Origin of the sequence: Microbacterium sediminicola (assembly GCF_039531125.1) — a bacterium.
Classification (GTDB): Bacteria; Actinomycetota; Actinomycetes; order Actinomycetales; family Microbacteriaceae; genus Microbacterium; species Microbacterium sediminicola.
This window is the reverse complement of sequence record NZ_BAAAPL010000001.1, coordinates 484,732-498,776: the sequence shown is the minus strand read 5'-3', so window position 1 is coordinate 498,776 and position 14,045 is coordinate 484,732. Positions and strand designations below refer to the sequence as shown.

The 14,045-nt window shown below is 69.5% G+C and carries 16 protein-coding genes; 9 read left to right on the top strand and 7 right to left on the bottom strand.

Going from position 1 to position 14,045, the window contains the following annotated elements:
• The first annotated feature begins 36 nt into the window (after window positions 1-36).
• Window positions 37-261: a DUF3107 domain-containing protein gene (locus ABD206_RS02160; protein WP_344068609.1), complete on the top strand. Its 225-nt coding sequence runs from the start codon at window positions 37-39 to the stop codon at window positions 259-261.
• Window positions 262-264: 3 nt separating this feature from the next.
• Here ABD206_RS02160 and ABD206_RS02155 read toward each other — a convergent pair whose 3' ends face one another.
• Window positions 265-984 (bottom strand): ferritin-like fold-containing protein, encoded by a 720-nt coding sequence (locus ABD206_RS02155; protein WP_344068606.1) that lies wholly within the window; start codon window positions 982-984, stop codon window positions 265-267.
• 182 nt (window positions 985-1,166) lie between these two features.
• On the opposite strand from ABD206_RS02155, the gene ABD206_RS02150 reads away from it, so the two are divergent.
• Window positions 1,167-2,591: a DEAD/DEAH box helicase gene (locus ABD206_RS02150; RefSeq protein WP_344068603.1), complete on the top strand. Its 1,425-nt coding sequence runs from the start codon at window positions 1,167-1,169 to the stop codon at window positions 2,589-2,591.
• Between the two features lie 120 nt (window positions 2,592-2,711).
• Window positions 2,712-3,143, top strand: coding sequence for an SHOCT domain-containing protein (locus ABD206_RS02145; RefSeq protein ID WP_344068600.1), 432 nt, complete (start codon window positions 2,712-2,714; stop codon window positions 3,141-3,143).
• Window positions 3,144-3,183: 40 nt separating this feature from the next.
• On the opposite strand, the gene ABD206_RS02140 is transcribed toward ABD206_RS02145, so the two are convergent.
• Window positions 3,184-4,047 carry a PHP domain-containing protein gene (locus ABD206_RS02140; RefSeq protein WP_344068597.1) on the bottom strand — a complete coding sequence of 288 codons (864 nt, stop codon included), beginning with the start codon at window positions 4,045-4,047 and terminating at the stop codon, window positions 3,184-3,186.
• An 86-nt stretch (window positions 4,048-4,133) separates the two neighbouring features.
• On the opposite strand from ABD206_RS02140, the gene ABD206_RS02135 reads away from it, so the two are divergent.
• Together ABD206_RS02135 and ABD206_RS02130 are read left to right on the top strand one after the other, a co-directional pair.
• Window positions 4,134-5,147, top strand: coding sequence for an endonuclease/exonuclease/phosphatase family protein (locus ABD206_RS02135; protein WP_344068594.1), 1,014 nt, complete (start codon window positions 4,134-4,136; stop codon window positions 5,145-5,147).
• Window positions 5,148-5,186: 39 nt separating this feature from the next.
• A complete protein-coding gene (locus ABD206_RS02130) occupies window positions 5,187-6,578 on the top strand; it encodes an aminopeptidase P family protein (RefSeq protein ID WP_344068592.1) in 1,392 nt (463 codons plus the stop codon).
• A 4-nt stretch (window positions 6,579-6,582) separates the two neighbouring features.
• On the opposite strand, the gene ABD206_RS02125 is transcribed toward ABD206_RS02130, so the two are convergent.
• Complete coding sequence (locus ABD206_RS02125) at window positions 6,583-7,257, bottom strand: YflT domain-containing protein (RefSeq protein WP_344068589.1); 675 nt, start codon at window positions 7,255-7,257, stop codon at window positions 6,583-6,585.
• 65 nt (window positions 7,258-7,322) lie between these two features.
• On the opposite strand from ABD206_RS02125, the gene ABD206_RS02120 reads away from it, so the two are divergent.
• The 3 genes from ABD206_RS02120 to ABD206_RS02110 are packed head-to-tail and all read left to right on the top strand — an operon-like array spanning window position 7,323 to window position 10,283.
• Entirely contained in the window at window positions 7,323-8,603 is a 1,281-nt protein-coding gene (locus tag ABD206_RS02120) for a magnesium transporter MgtE N-terminal domain-containing protein (protein ID WP_344068586.1), read from the top strand.
• 19 nt (window positions 8,604-8,622) lie between these two features.
• The gene (locus tag ABD206_RS02115) at window positions 8,623-9,135 is read left to right on the top strand and encodes a DUF1003 domain-containing protein (RefSeq protein WP_344068583.1); all 513 of its coding nucleotides are present in this window, start codon (window positions 8,623-8,625) and stop codon (window positions 9,133-9,135) included.
• Window positions 9,132-10,283 carry an Mrp/NBP35 family ATP-binding protein gene (locus ABD206_RS02110; protein WP_344068580.1) on the top strand — a complete coding sequence of 384 codons (1,152 nt, stop codon included), beginning with the start codon at window positions 9,132-9,134 and terminating at the stop codon, window positions 10,281-10,283. Before ABD206_RS02115 ends, ABD206_RS02110 begins: the two co-directional genes overlap by 4 nt.
• 26 nt (window positions 10,284-10,309) lie before the next feature.
• Here the strand turns inward: ABD206_RS02110 and ABD206_RS02105 are convergent, their stop codons facing one another.
• A complete protein-coding gene (locus ABD206_RS02105; protein ID WP_344068577.1) occupies window positions 10,310-10,678 on the bottom strand; it encodes a twin-arginine translocase TatA/TatE family subunit in 369 nt (122 codons plus the stop codon).
• A gap of 76 nt (window positions 10,679-10,754) precedes the next feature.
• On the opposite strand from ABD206_RS02105, the gene ABD206_RS02100 reads away from it, so the two are divergent.
• A complete protein-coding gene (locus ABD206_RS02100) occupies window positions 10,755-11,387 on the top strand; it encodes an O-methyltransferase (RefSeq protein ID WP_344068573.1) in 633 nt (210 codons plus the stop codon).
• Window positions 11,388-11,449: 62 nt separating this feature from the next.
• On the opposite strand, the gene ABD206_RS02095 is transcribed toward ABD206_RS02100, so the two are convergent.
• From ABD206_RS02095 to dapE, 3 genes are all read right to left on the bottom strand, one after another.
• Entirely contained in the window at window positions 11,450-11,623 is a 174-nt protein-coding gene (locus ABD206_RS02095; protein WP_169582164.1) for a DUF3117 domain-containing protein, read from the bottom strand.
• A gap of 97 nt (window positions 11,624-11,720) precedes the next feature.
• Window positions 11,721-12,938 carry a hypothetical protein gene (locus ABD206_RS02090; RefSeq protein ID WP_344068567.1) on the bottom strand — a complete coding sequence of 406 codons (1,218 nt, stop codon included), beginning with the start codon at window positions 12,936-12,938 and terminating at the stop codon, window positions 11,721-11,723.
• 8 nt (window positions 12,939-12,946) lie between these two features.
• A complete protein-coding gene (dapE, locus tag ABD206_RS02085) occupies window positions 12,947-14,011 on the bottom strand; it encodes a succinyl-diaminopimelate desuccinylase (RefSeq protein ID WP_344068564.1) in 1,065 nt (354 codons plus the stop codon).
• Between the last annotated feature and the right edge of the window lie 34 nt (window positions 14,012-14,045).

Below are 14,045 nucleotides of genomic sequence, written 5' to 3'. Positions count from 1 at the left end.
TCGCTCGAGGCGGGTCAAGGAAAGCGAGGAAGTGACGTGGAGATCCGCATCGGCATCACCCAATCGGGGCGCGAGTTGAACTTCGAGACGAGCGCATCGGCGGCCGAGGTCACCGAATCGGTGACGAAGGCGCTCGATTCCGGCGCCTCGTCAGTCAGCTTCACGGACGTGCGCGGCAACACCTACATCGTCCCCGCGGCCTCGCTGGCCTACGTCGAGATCGGCACCGAGGAGACCCGCCGCGTCGGCTTCGTCGCCTGACGCTCAGGCCGCCAGCCCCAGGCCGTCCATCCGTCGAGAGTGGGCGGCCATGAGCTGGGTGAACACCGGCTCGACCTTCTTCTCATCCTGCGACTGCAGGTGCTCCGGGCGCAGTGCAGCGCGGGCGACCAGCAGTGTGTCGCCGACCAAACGTCGTCCCCACATCGCCAGAAGCGAGCGCCACTCTTCGTCTGCGTCCACCGTCTCGCGCAGGATGTCGATGATCGGCTGACGGTCGGCATCCGCCCGCAGGATGCGCGCGATCTTCCGACCGGTCTCGCCATAGCTGGCCGCCAGCGCCAGATAGAAGTCGTCGAGCATCCCCGCGGTGATGTGGACCGACAGCATCGTCTCCTGCGGGCGCACGCCGTGCGTGGCAGCGCGGAAATCGTCGAGCGGCTCCCGGAACGGCAGCATCAGCGCCGTGGGATCGTCACCGCGATCGCGGATGACCCCGACGAGTGCCTCGTGCTTGTTCAGGGCCGCGCCGGCCGCGCGGGAGAGGGCGTCTTTGCGCGCGAGCTCCGGCGTCAGCGCGATCAATTCGCTGACCGTCTCGAAGAAGCCGAGCTGGAGATAGGCGGCCTGGCCGAGGAACACATCGATGTCGGGAGCGAGCTCTTCGAAGTCGACGCGGTGCGCGTCGCCGAAGTCTCCCCGGGATCGCAACGACAGCGTCGCCCCGAGCGGGCGCTCTCTGCGCCAGAACCGCCAATCGACCACGAACTCCAGCCTAGGGGTACGCCGGTCGACCCGCCGCCGGTGCCGCGCTCAGGCTGCTGACATCGGCGGCCCGGTAGACTGGACCGGTCTCCGGCGCGGACCGGAGCACCGCGCCTGCGGCTGAGTGAAGGGCGTGGATCCGACACCAGCGGCGGCAACGGCCGCCAGACAGGCTCAATATCGTGACGACTTTCGCCGACCTCGGCGTTGATCAGGACATCGTCGAGGCGCTCTCGCAGCGCGGCATCATCGACGCCTTCCCCATCCAGGAGCAGACGATCCCGCTCGGGCTCCCCGGGCAGGACATCATCGGCCAGGCCAAGACCGGCACCGGCAAGACCTTCGGCTTCGGCATCCCGGTCGTGCAGCGCCTGGGCGCGAACCCCGAGCCCGGCGTGAAGGCACTCATCGTGGTGCCGACCCGCGAGCTGGCGGTGCAGGTGTACGAAGACATGGACATGCTGACCGAGAACCGTGCCACCTCGGTCGTCGCGATCTACGGCGGCAAGGCGTACGAGGGGCAGATCGAACAGCTCAAGGCCGGTGCGCAGATCGTCGTCGGTACCCCGGGCCGCCTCATCGACCTGGCAGGCCAGCGCCTGCTCGACCTGTCGAACGCGACCGAGGTCGTGCTCGACGAGGCGGACAAGATGCTCGATCTCGGGTTCCTCCCGGACATCGAGAAGATCTTCCAGAAGGTCCCCGCAGTACGCCACACGCAGCTGTTCTCGGCGACCATGCCGGGGCAGATCGTGACTCTCGCGCGCCGCTTCATGTCCAACCCGATCCACATCCGGGCGACGGACCCCGACGAGGGCCTCACGCAAGCCAACATCAAGCATCTCGTCTACCGCGCGCACTCGCTGGACAAGGACGAGGTCATCGCCCGTATCCTGCAGGCCGAAGGACGCGAGAAGACCGTCATCTTCACCCGCACCAAGCGTGCGGCGCAGAAGCTCGTCGACGAGCTTCAGGACCGCGGCTTCGCGGCCGTCGCGGTGCACGGCGACATGAGTCAGGAGTCCCGTGAACGCTCGATGGCCGCCTTCAAGGCCGGAAAGAAGGACGTTCTGATCGCCACGGACGTCGCGGCCCGCGGCATCGACGTGGACGATGTGACCCACGTCATCAACCACACGATCCCGGACGACGAGAAGACGTATCTGCACCGCGCGGGCCGGACCGGCCGTGCGGGCCGCACCGGCATCGCCATCACGTTTGTGGACTGGGAGGACCTGCACAAGTGGGCCCTCATCAACCGGGCGCTCGAGTTCGGCCAGCCCGAGCCCATCGAGACGTACTCCTCAAGTCCGCACCTCTATGCCGACCTGCAGATCCCCGAGGGCACCAAGGGCCGCATCGCGACCGCTCCCCGCGCAGACTCCGCGCCCAAGGTCGACGGGGCGGGCGGTGACCGTCCGCGCCGCCGACGCTCGCGCTCTCGCGGGTCGGCGTCGCGCCCGGATGCGGCCGCGGGAGCAGCCGCTCCGCGCCCGGCTGAGGGCGGCGGCACGCACGACGGCGGTGGCTCCGAGCACCGCGACGGCACCTCGACCCCGCGTCGCCGGCGGCGGCGTCGCGGACCTCGCCCCGATGCCGCGGCCTGACACCGGGGCCGGAGTTCACTCGGACGCGGTGTCGAAGCGCTAAGGTGATCTCCGGCGGCACGCCCCGCCCGGTGTCGTCAGCTCTGTGACCACGGCGCCGTCCGTCCCCGAAAGGCTGTCATGCACTTCATCGAAGCTGTCACCACCGGCTACCAGTACCAGGGATTCTGGGGGTCCTTCTGGGACTTCATCTGGTGGTTCCTGATGATCTTCGCGTTCATCGCGTACCTGTTCGTGCTGTTCGCGATCATCTCGGACCTGTTCCGCGACCACAAGCTCAACGGCTGGTTCAAGGCCGTCTGGATCCTGTTCCTCATCGTCGTGCCGTTCCTGACGGCGCTGGTGTACCTCATCGCCCGCGGACGCGGCATGGGTGAGCGCTCCATGAAGGAAGCGGAGCAGATCAAGAGCGCGCAGGACGCGTACATCCAGTCCGTTGCGGGCACCAGCAAGAGCCCGGCTGCCGAGATCGCCCACGCCAAGGAGCTCCTGGACGCCGGCACGATCACCCAGGCCGAGTACGAGGCCCTCAAGGCCAAGGCGCTCAGCTGATCCCCCGCTGATCTCAGCAGACGCGAAGCGCCCTCGTCTCCTACGGGTAGACGGGGGCGCTTCCCGTTCCGGCGGAGACGATGCGCTGCACCATCTGCGCTGTCGTCGTGAATTCGCCGGGCTGGTTGGGCTTTCCCAGGCCGTGGTAGTCACTGGATCCGGTCACGATCAGGTCCCGCTGCGCGCAGAGCGCGCGAAGCTCCCGGATGCCCTGCTCCGTGTTGTCGCGGTGACCGAGCTCGAATCCGGCCAGCCCCGCATCCAGCATGTCCTCGATCAGCGGACGCGGGAACGGCCCCGCGCGCCCGGCCGGATGCGCGATGATCGGCACTCCCCCTGCCGCCACGATGAGGCGCACCGCCGTGACGGGATCCGGTGCGAACAGAGCGACGTAGTACTCACCCCGGGGACTGAGGATGTCGGCGAAGGCCTCGGTGCGATCAGTCACGTGACCGCGGGCCACGAGCGCATCGGCGATGTGCGGACGACCGACGGTGGCGCCGTCGGAGGTCTGGGCGAGGATGTCCTCCCACTCCAGGTCGAAGTCCACCGAGATCCGCTCGGCCATGAGTCGTGCCCGATCCAGGCGCGACCGACGCACCCGCTCGGTCATCTGACGCAGCTCCACGTTCTCGGGATCGAACAGGTAGCCCAGCACATGGACGCTGCGCCAGCTGTCTCGCGAAGACATCTCCATCCCCGGGAGGAACGTCATCCCGAGCGAGGTAGCCGCCTCGGCAGCCTCGGCCCAGCCAGCGGTGGTGTCGTGGTCTGTCAGGGCGACGGTGCGCAGGCCGTGGCCGTGGACCGCCCGCATCACCTCCGCGGGCGGCTCGGTCCCATCCGACTGCGACGAGTGGAGATGCAGATCGGCCGGTCCATCGATCACCCGGACGCCGTGCATGAACGCCAGCGTAGCGCTCGACCGAACGCACGCGGTCCGGCGGGGCTGACACCGATCTCCCAGCGCCGGCACGTAGGCTCACGCACGTGATTCGAGCGGTGGGGGTCCTCATTGCCCTGTTGTGGGCGATCGCCGTCGCGGTCCTCACCTTCCCGGACTTCTTCCGCGTGGAGCGCGTGGCGCCGATCGCGCAGATCATCGCCTTCCGCGGTGCGATCGTGCTCGTCCTCGCCGCCGTCGCGGCGGTCTCCCTGATCGCCCTTCTCGCACGCCCGGTGCGGACCTTCGCCGCCGCGATCCTGCTGGTGTCCCTGGCCGGCGCGCTGGTCACCGGGTCGACCCTGGCGCAGCGCGGGCTCGGCGCCGCATCGCTTCCCGCGAAAACCGAGACGAGCGTGCGCGTGCTCACCTGGAACACCGCAGGCGAGGCGACCTCCGCCGAGGAGATCGCTCAGCTGGCCGTCGCGATGGCGGCAGACATCGTGAGCCTTCCCGAGACGACGATCGAAACGGGTGAGGCCGTCGCGATCGCGATGCGGGAGATGGGCCACCCGATGTGGGCCCACCACACCGACTACGGCGGCTGGGACGCCGGATCCACGACGCTGCTGATCGCGCCGGAGCTCGGCGACTACGCCGTGATCGCGTCCTCTCAGGACGGTTCGAGCAACACCTCCACCGTGCCGAGCGCCGTCGCGATGCCGACCTCGGGCTCCGGGCCCATCGTGGTGGCCGCGCACGCCGTGGCGCCGCGCGAGGGCTACATGGCCGACTGGAGGTCTGATCTGCAGTGGCTGGCCGACCAGTGCGCGGCCGACAGCGTGATCCTGGTCGGCGATTTCAACGCGACCGTCGACCATTTCGGGGGCCTCGGCGTCGACGGCGGTGACCTCGGGCGCTGCACCGATGCCGCCAGCGTCAGCGGGAACGGCGCGGTGGGGACCTGGTCGACGTCGCTGCCCGCTCTGCTCGGCGCCCCCATCGACCATGTCCTGGTGACTCCCGCGTGGAGGGTGTCCGGATCCCTCGTGGTGACCTCACTCGACGATGTCGGCAGCGATCATCGGCCCCTGGTCGTGCAGCTCGAACCTGCATCCTGACCCGCGCACGCCCGACGATCGCGTGCGAAACTGGGGGGTATGACCTCCGAGAGCCAGACGACGACGCCGGCCACGACGAATCGGCGCCAGCCGTTCGCGCAGGGGTTCCTCGACACGATCTCTGCCGGGTGGGCGGACCGGCCCGAGTCGCGGCCGACGCCGCGGGCCCAGGCACCGCACGCGGCCCGCCGACGGGAAGCCCTTTCGGCGCAGTTTCCGGGCGAGCGCCTCGTGATCCCGGCAGGCGAGCTGAAGCAACGTTCGAACGACACCGACTACCCGTTCCGCGCGCACTCGGCCTTCTCGCACCTGACGGGGTGGGGAGCGGATGCCGAACCCGGCGCGGTCCTCGTGCTCGAGCCGAACGACGACGGCCATGAGGCGGTGCTCTACTTCCGCGAGCGCGCGGACCGCACGACGCCCGAGTTCTACGCGGATGCCGCCATCGGCGAGTTCTGGATCGGGCCCCGGCCGGCGCTCGCCGGTGTGCAGGCCGACCTCGGCATCCGCACCGCCGCCCTTGAGGAGTTCGCCCCGGTCGGTGGCGAACGGGTCGTCGACGAGGACACGGACCTCACCCGCGCGGTGTCGGAGTTGCGTCTCATCAAGGACGACTATGAGATCGGTCAGCTGCGCGAAGCCGTCGCTGCCACGGCCGCCGGGTTCGATGACATCGTGGCCAACCTGGATCGCATCGTCGCCCACCCCCGGGGCGAGCGGGTGGTCGAGGGCGTCTTCCACGTCCGTGCGCGCTCGGACGGCAACGGCGAGGGCTATGACACCATCGCCGCCTCGGGCCCGCACGCGTGCTACCTCCACTGGACCCGCAACGACGGCGCCGTCCTCCCGGGGGATCTGATCCTCATCGATGCCGGCGTCGAGGTCGACAGCCTCTACACCGCGGATGTCACCCGCACGCTCCCGGTGAGCGGCACCTTCACCGAGGTGCAGCGGAAGGTCTACGAGACCGTACGGGAAGCTGCCGATGCCGCGTTCGCCGCCGCGCGTCCGGGAGTCACCTTCCGCTCCGTGCACGATGCGGCGATGCGGGTCATCGCCGCCCGCACGGCAGAGTGGGGACTGCTGCCGGTCTCCGCGCAGGAGGCGCTGGATGCCGATACCGGCGGGCAGCACCGCCGCTACATGGTCCACGGCACGAGCCACCACCTCGGCATCGACGTCCACGACTGCGCGCAGGCGCGTCGGGAGATGTACTACGACGGGATCCTCGCCGCGGGAATGGTCTTCACGATCGAGCCGGGCCTGTACTTCCAGATCGACGACATCACCGTTCCCGAGGAGTATCGCGGCATCGGCGTGCGGATCGAAGACGACATCCTCATGACCGACAACGGCCCGGTGAACCTCTCCGCGGCGCTCCCCCGCACCGCGGACGAGGTCGAGGAGTGGATGGCGAAGGGCGCCCGCTGATCCGTCAGCGTGTGTCGTCGCCCTCGTCCGCCGACGACGGCTCCGCCGTGTCGGCGGTCGGCTTCGGCTCGAGCGCCGCAGCAGGCTCCGCATCCGTATCAGCCGCGTCGGCAGGAACGACCGGCGCGCCCGTGGCCGGGTCGATGCGCTGACCATAGCGCGGAGGCTCGCTGAGATCGACCGGATCGACCGGTCGCGCGACCGGTGTCGCGTGCTGTCCGAGGAGCTGACGGGCCTTTCCCGCGCTGGCGTCCGCGACCGCGATGTCGTAATGCTCGGCCACGACCTGCATGACCGAGGCGTAGTCGCGCCGACGCCGCACGATGGCAAAGGTCAGCAGACTCGCGAGCATCCCGATCGCGATGCCCAGGAAGAGCACCCCGATGAAAGCCTGGACGGGAAGGGTCGGGCTCCCCAGAACGAAGATGGCGGAAAAGAGCATCCCCAGCAGCAGTCCGTTGATCGCCCCCGATCGGGCAGCCGTCGCATATCCGAGCCTGCCCGTCACACGTTCGATCGAGCGCAGCCCCTGGCCCACGATCGCGATCTCGCGAGCCGGGATGTCGGCGGCGATCAGCGTCGAGACCGCCTTCTGCGCGGCCTCGTACTGCGAGAAGCTCGCGACGGTCTGCCCGACCTCGCCGAGCCCGCGCGGGAACTGACCGCCCATCATGCTCATACCTCCATCCTCCCATGCGCCCGGGCGCCCGATCTCCTGCACCGCGGTCGCACTACGCTGGACGCGTGAGTACGCAGCGGGTCTTCGTCGCGCGCCTGGTCGGGTGCGCCGTCTTCGACCCCGCCGGGGATCGACTGGGTCGGGTGAGGGATGTCGTCGTGGTCTACCGCGCCGAGGATCCCCCGCGCGTCGTCGGCCTCGTGGTCGAGATCCCGGGCCGCCGACACGTGTTCGTCTCGATCGGACGTGTCACCTCCATCGCCCCGGGCCAGGTCATCACGACCGGCCTGATCAACGTCCGTCGCTTCCAGCAGCGAGGCGGGGAGGTGCGGGTCATGGCCGAGTTGCTCGGCCGTCGCGTGTTTTTGCGCGACGGTTCCGGGGAGGCCGTGATCGAAGATGCCGCCATCGAGCGCTCCGCTCTCGGCGACTGGGACATCGGCAGCCTCTTCGTGCGGCGACCGCGGACAGTGCCGACACCGTTCACGAAGGGGCCGACCGCGGTCGTGTCATGGCGTGACGTGACCGAGCGCCTCTCGCCCGGCGAGGAGCCCTCGGCCGAGCAGCTCGTGGCGACCCTCAGCGAGCTGCGCGCCGCTGACCTCGCCAACACCCTGCTCGACCTCCCCGACGACCGGTTGATCGAGGTCGCCGAGGAGCTTCCCGACGACCGCCTCGCCGACGCGCTCGAGGAGATGCCCGAGGACGAGCAGGCGCACATCTTGGAGCAACTCGGTGATGAACGCGCCGCCGACATCCTGGATGCCATGGAGCCCGACGACGCCGCTGATCTGCTGGGTCAGATGCCGATCGGCCGCTCGGAGCAGCTCCTGGACCTCATGGAGCCCGAGGAGGCAGAGGACGTCCGCGAGCTCCTGAAGTACGGACCGGACACGGCCGGTGGTCTCATGACCAGCGACCCCATCGTCCTGTCCGGCGAGGCGACCGTCGCGGAAGCCCTGGCGATGGTCCGCCGACATGAGCTCCATCCGGCGCTCGCGGCCTCGGTCTACGTCACCCTTCCCCCCTACGAGACCCCGACCGGTCGCTACCTCGGAACGGTCCACTTCCAGCGGATGCTGCGTTACCCGCCGCACGTGCGGATCGGCACGCTCGTCGACGACACCATCGACCCCCTGCCGGCGACGGCCTCCGCCGCCGACGTCGCACGGATCCTGGCCAGCTACAACCTGGTGTCCGTCCCCGTGGTCGACCACGTCCACCGGCTCGTCGGCGTCGTCACGGTCGATGATGTGCTCGACTACCTCCTCCCCGAGGACTGGCGCTCGCACTCGACGACTCCCGCGCACGTCGCGTTCCCGTGGACGGGACCGGTGACACTGTGACCGGCGTGGTGGCATCGTGATGGCACGTTCGCCGCGCGGGTTGGATGCCCCGCGCGGCCTGTCTTCGATGCGCGGGCGTCCCGCCCAGCCGTCCCGCGACCGGTTCGGGCGCGCGACCGAGTGGATCGCCCGCAACATGGGCACACCGTGGTTCCTGGTTGCCCTCACGGTGTTCTGCCTGGCCTGGATCACCTGGAACGTCGCCGCACCGGAAGAGTTGCGCTTCGACTCCGCCGCCAACGGCTTCACCGCGCTGACCCTCATGCTTTCTCTGCAAGCGTCCTACGCAGCGCCCCTCATCCTGTTGGCGCAGAACCGCCAGGACGACCGCGACCGCGTCCAGATCGAGCAGGACCGGCAGCGTGCCGAGCGCAACCTCGCCGACACCGAGTACCTCGCGCGCGAGATCGTGGCGCTGCGCCTGGCACTGACCGAGTTGTCCGACGAGGTGCTCACCCGGGACACGCTGCGCAGCGAACTGAAGGCCGCGCTCGCCAAGCTCGATGAGCGCTCCGCGGGGGGCGATTCATGACCCTGGCCGACAGCGTCCGCACCGCCGTCGCCGCCGTCGTGGACCCGGAACTTCGGCGACCCCTCGGCGAGCTCGAGATGGTCAAGAGCGTCACCGCCGACGCGGGGCATGCAGCCGTCGAGATCGCGCTGACCATCGCCGGCTGCCCGGCCGCAGACCGCATCGAGCGGGACGTGCGCGAGGCCGCGGTATCCGTCGAGGGCGTGAGCGACGTCGACGTCCACATCGGGGTCATGACCGCCGCGGAACGGGCCGCACTGACGGAGAAGCTGCGCAACGGGCGCCCTGCGCGAACGATGCCGTTCACTGCGGACTCGCTCACCCGCGTCGTCGCGGTCACCAGCGGCAAGGGCGGTGTCGGCAAATCCACCGTCACCGCCATGCTCGCGGTGGCCCTCGCGGACCAGGGCCTGCGCGTGGGACTCATCGACGCCGATGTGCACGGATTCTCCATTCCTGCCCTGATGGGCCTGATCGCCGCCGACGGCACCGTACCCTCCCCCACCCGCATCGATGACCTCATGATCCCGCCGGTCGCGCACGGGGTGAAGGTGATCTCGATCGGGATGTTCCTGCAGCGCTCCGGCAGCGACGCGGTCCGGGGCGCGGTCGCCTGGCGTGGCCCGATGCTGCATCGCACGGTGCAGCAGTTCCTCACCGATGTGCACTTCGGCGATCTCGACATCCTGCTGCTGGACATGCCGCCGGGCACGGGAGATATCGCGATCTCGGTGGGCCAGCTCCTCCCGCACGCCGAAGTGGTGGTCGTGACCACTCCGCAGAGGTCTGCCTCGGAGGTGGCGGTGCGCTCTGGGCTCGTCGCCCGACAGACGGGCCAGCGGGTGCTCGGAGTGATCGAGAACATGGGACCGATGACCCTCCCGGATGGCACGACGCTCGAGGTCTTCGGATCCGGTGGCGGGAGGGAGGTCGCCGCGGCCCTCCACACCGACGACGAGCCGGTGCCCGTGCTCGGATCGATCCCGCTCAGCCCGCCGCTGCGCGCGGATGCCGATCAGGGCCTGTCCACCCTGCGCGCCCATCCCGATGATCCCGCCGCGGTCGCGCTGCGGTCCATCGCCACGAGAATCATCGGTGTCCCACGCGGACTCGCCGGACGCTCCCTCCCCCTCGGCATCCGCAGCTGACAGCGTCTGCGCGAGAGGATCTGGGGTCAGGTCGCTTCGGTGTCGTACGGCGGCACGGCGCCCGCGGGGAGCACGTCTCGCGGTTGCGCGGCGGGCCCAGGAGCCGACTGCGGCTTGACGGGCGCGGGCGTGGTCGGCTCGTCGTCCAACAGCGCCTCGCGGATGATGCGACGCGGGTCGTACTTACGGGGATCGAGGGTGCGCCAATCGACGTCGTCGAAATCCTCGCCCATCTCGTCTTTGACCCTGGTGCCCGCGTTGCGGGCGAAGTCCCGGACGCGTCGCGTCATCTGCGCGAGCGCCGCGGCGTAGCGGGGCAGGCGTTCGGGACCGATGATGAGCCCGGCGACGAGTGCGATCAGCATCAGCTTCTCGATCGTGAGCCCGGAGAACATGACTCCAGGCTACCCCTCGCGCCTCCCGCCCAACCGGCGCTGCGGCACGTAGGCTGACTCCCCGAGAGGAGCTGACATGGGCCCCCACGCAATCAACCGTTTCGTCGACGAGGTCACCGTCGAACCCGACGGGATCGCCCGCGCGCGCGAGGCCGCGCTCGAGCTCGGCATCAGCTCGATCAGCGCGCCCGTCGGCGTGCAGTGCGCCACGATCGCCGCGGTCGGCAAGGCCACGAGCATCATCGAGATCGGCACCGGTGGCGGCGTGTCGGGGCTCTGGCTGCTGCGCGGGGCACCGGGCGCGACGCTGACCACGATCGACAGCGAGCCCGAGCATCTGGCAGCGGCCAGGTCGGCGTTCACGGCCGCGAAGGTTCCCTCTGCCCGCGTGCGCTTCATCACCGGCCGCGCCGCCGATGTGCTCCCCCGCATGAACGAAGGCGCATATGACATCGTGCTCGTCGACGCCGAGCCCGAGGGCGTCATCGAATACGTCGAACACGGCCTTCGCCTGGTGCGCCCCGGAGGGACGGTGCTGGTCCCCCGCGTCCTCGTGGACGGCGCCGTGGCGGACCCCGTCCGCCGTGATCCCGTGACCAGCGCCTATCGCTCCCTCATTCAGGAGGCAGCGCAGTCGTCGGCCGTGATCGGTGCACTCAACACGGTCGCGGAGGGTCTGCTGCAGCTGACCACACTCCCGGGCGACTGACCCCTGCAACGACGAAGCGGTCGGATCCCCACAGGAATCCGACCGCTTCGCGAAGAGTCGGCTCAGGCCGCGCTGACGACGCCGCCCAGGACGTCGTAGAGTTCCTTGGCTTCCGCGTCGTTCACCGAGACGACCAGCCGCCCCCCGCCTTCCAGCGGTACGCGCACAATGATGAGACGCCCCTCTTTCACGGCCTCCATCGGCCCGTCTCCGGTTCTCGGCTTCATCGCTGCCATCGTGGCTCCCTTTCCTCGTGGTCTGCCTGCCAAGTTTATCCCGGCCTCGATACAGCGACGAACTGAGGACCGCACGACGTGGCACCGCGTCGCGCGCTCAGGGGATCTGCCAGTACGTGTTGCCCAGCGCATACATGTTGTAGATCCACCACCACTGGCCCGCCACGCACGCGACGATCACGCCGCCGCGCCACCACGGCGAACGCGGGACGGCGAACGCGCCCCACAGCGGCGACAACGGCAGCAGCAAGCGGAACACGCTCGACTGGGGGAAGAACACCGCGAGCAGGTAGACGAGGTACGACACGGACCACAGCCGGACCTCAACCCCGAGTGCCCGCACCTGCGGCGCCCGCCACAGCGCGAGTCCGATCGCCACCAGCACGATCAGCAGGGCGAGGATGCCGCCCCACTGCCCCCACCCCCAGGAGCTCCCCCAGAACAGGGCCGCCTGCACGAAGCCGTCGAAGGGGATGAAGCCGCCCGCGTCCCCGGGGATCCAGTTGCGCCGCCACGACAGCTCGGTGAGCAGATACGCCTGGGGATCTCCCGTCACGAGCGCCGCAATCACCTGCCAGGAGAACCCCACGGTCGTCGCCAACGCACCGAGCGCGACGATGTGGACGACCTCGACGCGGCCCAGCGGCTCGCGCCGCCGTGAGAACCAGCGCCAGATTCCGAACAGGCCCAGAAACAGCGCGAAGGCGAGAACCCCCGGACGCGTGAAGCCCATCACGACGATGAGCGGGTAGAGCCAACCGTAGCGACGAGCGCTCACAGCCCAGAGGGACAGAAAGAGCCAGAAGAGGAACAGCGACTCCGCATACGCGACCTGGAACATCGCGGCCAGCGGGCCGGCGGCGAAGAAGGCCGCGGCCCAGAGCGCGGCGGTCTCGCCGATCTTCACGCGCAGCATCCGGAACAGCACATAGGTGGCGCCGTAACCCGCCGCCAGGGAGATCAGAACGGCCGCAAGTCCCCAGGAGCCGCCGAGCAGCGGAGCGAGACCTGCCGCAAGGAAGGGGAACAGCGGCATGAAAGCCCACTGGTTCTCCGCGACCAGCCCAGCGTCGGTGAGGGGCAGCTCGGCGGGATAGCCGTGCACGGCGACGAACCAGTACCACTGGCCGTCCCACCCGATCGCCAGGTCCTGCACGGTCGCGTCGGCGCCGAACCGGGTGCCGTCGGCGGCGAGGGCGGCCGCGAGAACGAAGAAGCCGAGAGTGACCAGGCGCGCGACGAGGTAGATCAGCGCGATCGTCAACGCGGGGGGAAGAACCCGACGCGGCGTCGTCAGTCCCGTGGGCTCTGGCACGGAGTGCGTCAGCTCAGCCAGGCGCGCAGCCCGCGCTCGACGTCCTCGATCTGCGCCACCGGCACGCTCTCCTCGTCGTGGTGAGCGAGGTGGGGATCGCCGGGGCCGTAGTTGACGGCGGGAACCCCGAGCGCCGAGAAGCGCGCCACATCGGTCCAGCCGTACTTCGGACGCGGGGTCGCGCCCACGGCCGCGACGAACTCCTGCGCGAGCGGGTCATCGAGTCCGGGGCGCGCGCCGGCGGCCTTGTCGATGACCTCCACCTCATAGCCCTCGAACACCTCGCGCACGTGAGCTTCGGCTTCGGCCACGGAACGGTTCGGCGCGAAACGGTAGTTGACCTCCACCTCACACACATCCGGGATGACGTTGCCGGCGATCCCTCCCCGGATCCGCACGGCATTGAGTCCCTCGCGGTAGACCAGTCCTTCGACGGGCACCTGACGGGCCTCGTAGACCGAGAGCCGCTCGAGGATGGGCGCGGCCTTGTGGATGGCATTCTCACCGACCCACGAGCGGGCGCTGTGCGAGCGCACCCCGCGGGTGCGCACGATCGCTCGCATGTGCCCGTTGCAGCCGCCCTCGACCTCGGCGCCGGAGGGCTCTCCGAGGATCGCGAAATCGCCCGCGAACAATTCGGGACGGGTCCGCGCCAGGCGGGTGAGCGCGTTGAGCTCGGCATCCACTTCTTCGTGGTCGTACCAGATCCAGGTGATGTCGACGCGGGGCGCGACCAGTTCGGCGGCCAGCTTGAGCTGCACGGCGACGCCCGCCTTCATGTCGACGGTCCCCCGGCCCCAGATGACATCCTCTCCGTCGATCACCACGTCCCTGGTCGGCACGTTGCGGTTGATCGGCACGGTGTCGATGTGGCCAGCGATCACGACCCGCTGCGCCCTGCCCTGCGTGGTGCGCGCGATGATCGTGTCGCCATCGCGCAGGACGTCCAGGTGCGGGTAGGCGCGCATCGCCTCCTCGATGAGGTCGGCCAGATGCCCCTCGTCGCCCGACACACTCGGGATGTCGCAGATCGTGCGGGTGATATCGGCGGAAGAGGCGGTGAGATCGAGCACGCCTCGAGTCTACCGAGCGCCCCCGCGGGCGGAT

Bases quoted from the DNA above. Each gene is read 5' to 3' on its own strand.
- ABD206_RS02145 (WP_344068600.1), top strand. From the start codon at position 2,712: ATGCACTTCATCGAAGCTGTCACCACCGGCTACCAGTACCAGGGATTC.
- ABD206_RS02140 (WP_344068597.1), bottom strand. From the start codon at position 4,047: ATGCACGGCGTCCGGGTGATCGATGGACCGGCCGATCTGCATCTCCAC.
- ABD206_RS02130 (WP_344068592.1), top strand. From the start codon at position 5,187: ATGACCTCCGAGAGCCAGACGACGACGCCGGCCACGACGAATCGGCGC.
- ABD206_RS02125 (WP_344068589.1), bottom strand. From the start codon at position 7,257: ATGAGCATGATGGGCGGTCAGTTCCCGCGCGGGCTCGGCGAGGTCGGG.
- ABD206_RS02115 (WP_344068583.1), top strand. From the start codon at position 8,623: ATGGCACGTTCGCCGCGCGGGTTGGATGCCCCGCGCGGCCTGTCTTCG.
- ABD206_RS02110 (WP_344068580.1), top strand. From the start codon at position 9,132: ATGACCCTGGCCGACAGCGTCCGCACCGCCGTCGCCGCCGTCGTGGAC.
- ABD206_RS02105 (WP_344068577.1), bottom strand. From the start codon at position 10,678: ATGTTCTCCGGGCTCACGATCGAGAAGCTGATGCTGATCGCACTCGTC.
- ABD206_RS02100 (WP_344068573.1), top strand. From the start codon at position 10,755: ATGGGCCCCCACGCAATCAACCGTTTCGTCGACGAGGTCACCGTCGAA.
- ABD206_RS02095 (WP_169582164.1), bottom strand. From the start codon at position 11,623: ATGGCAGCGATGAAGCCGAGAACCGGAGACGGGCCGATGGAGGCCGTG.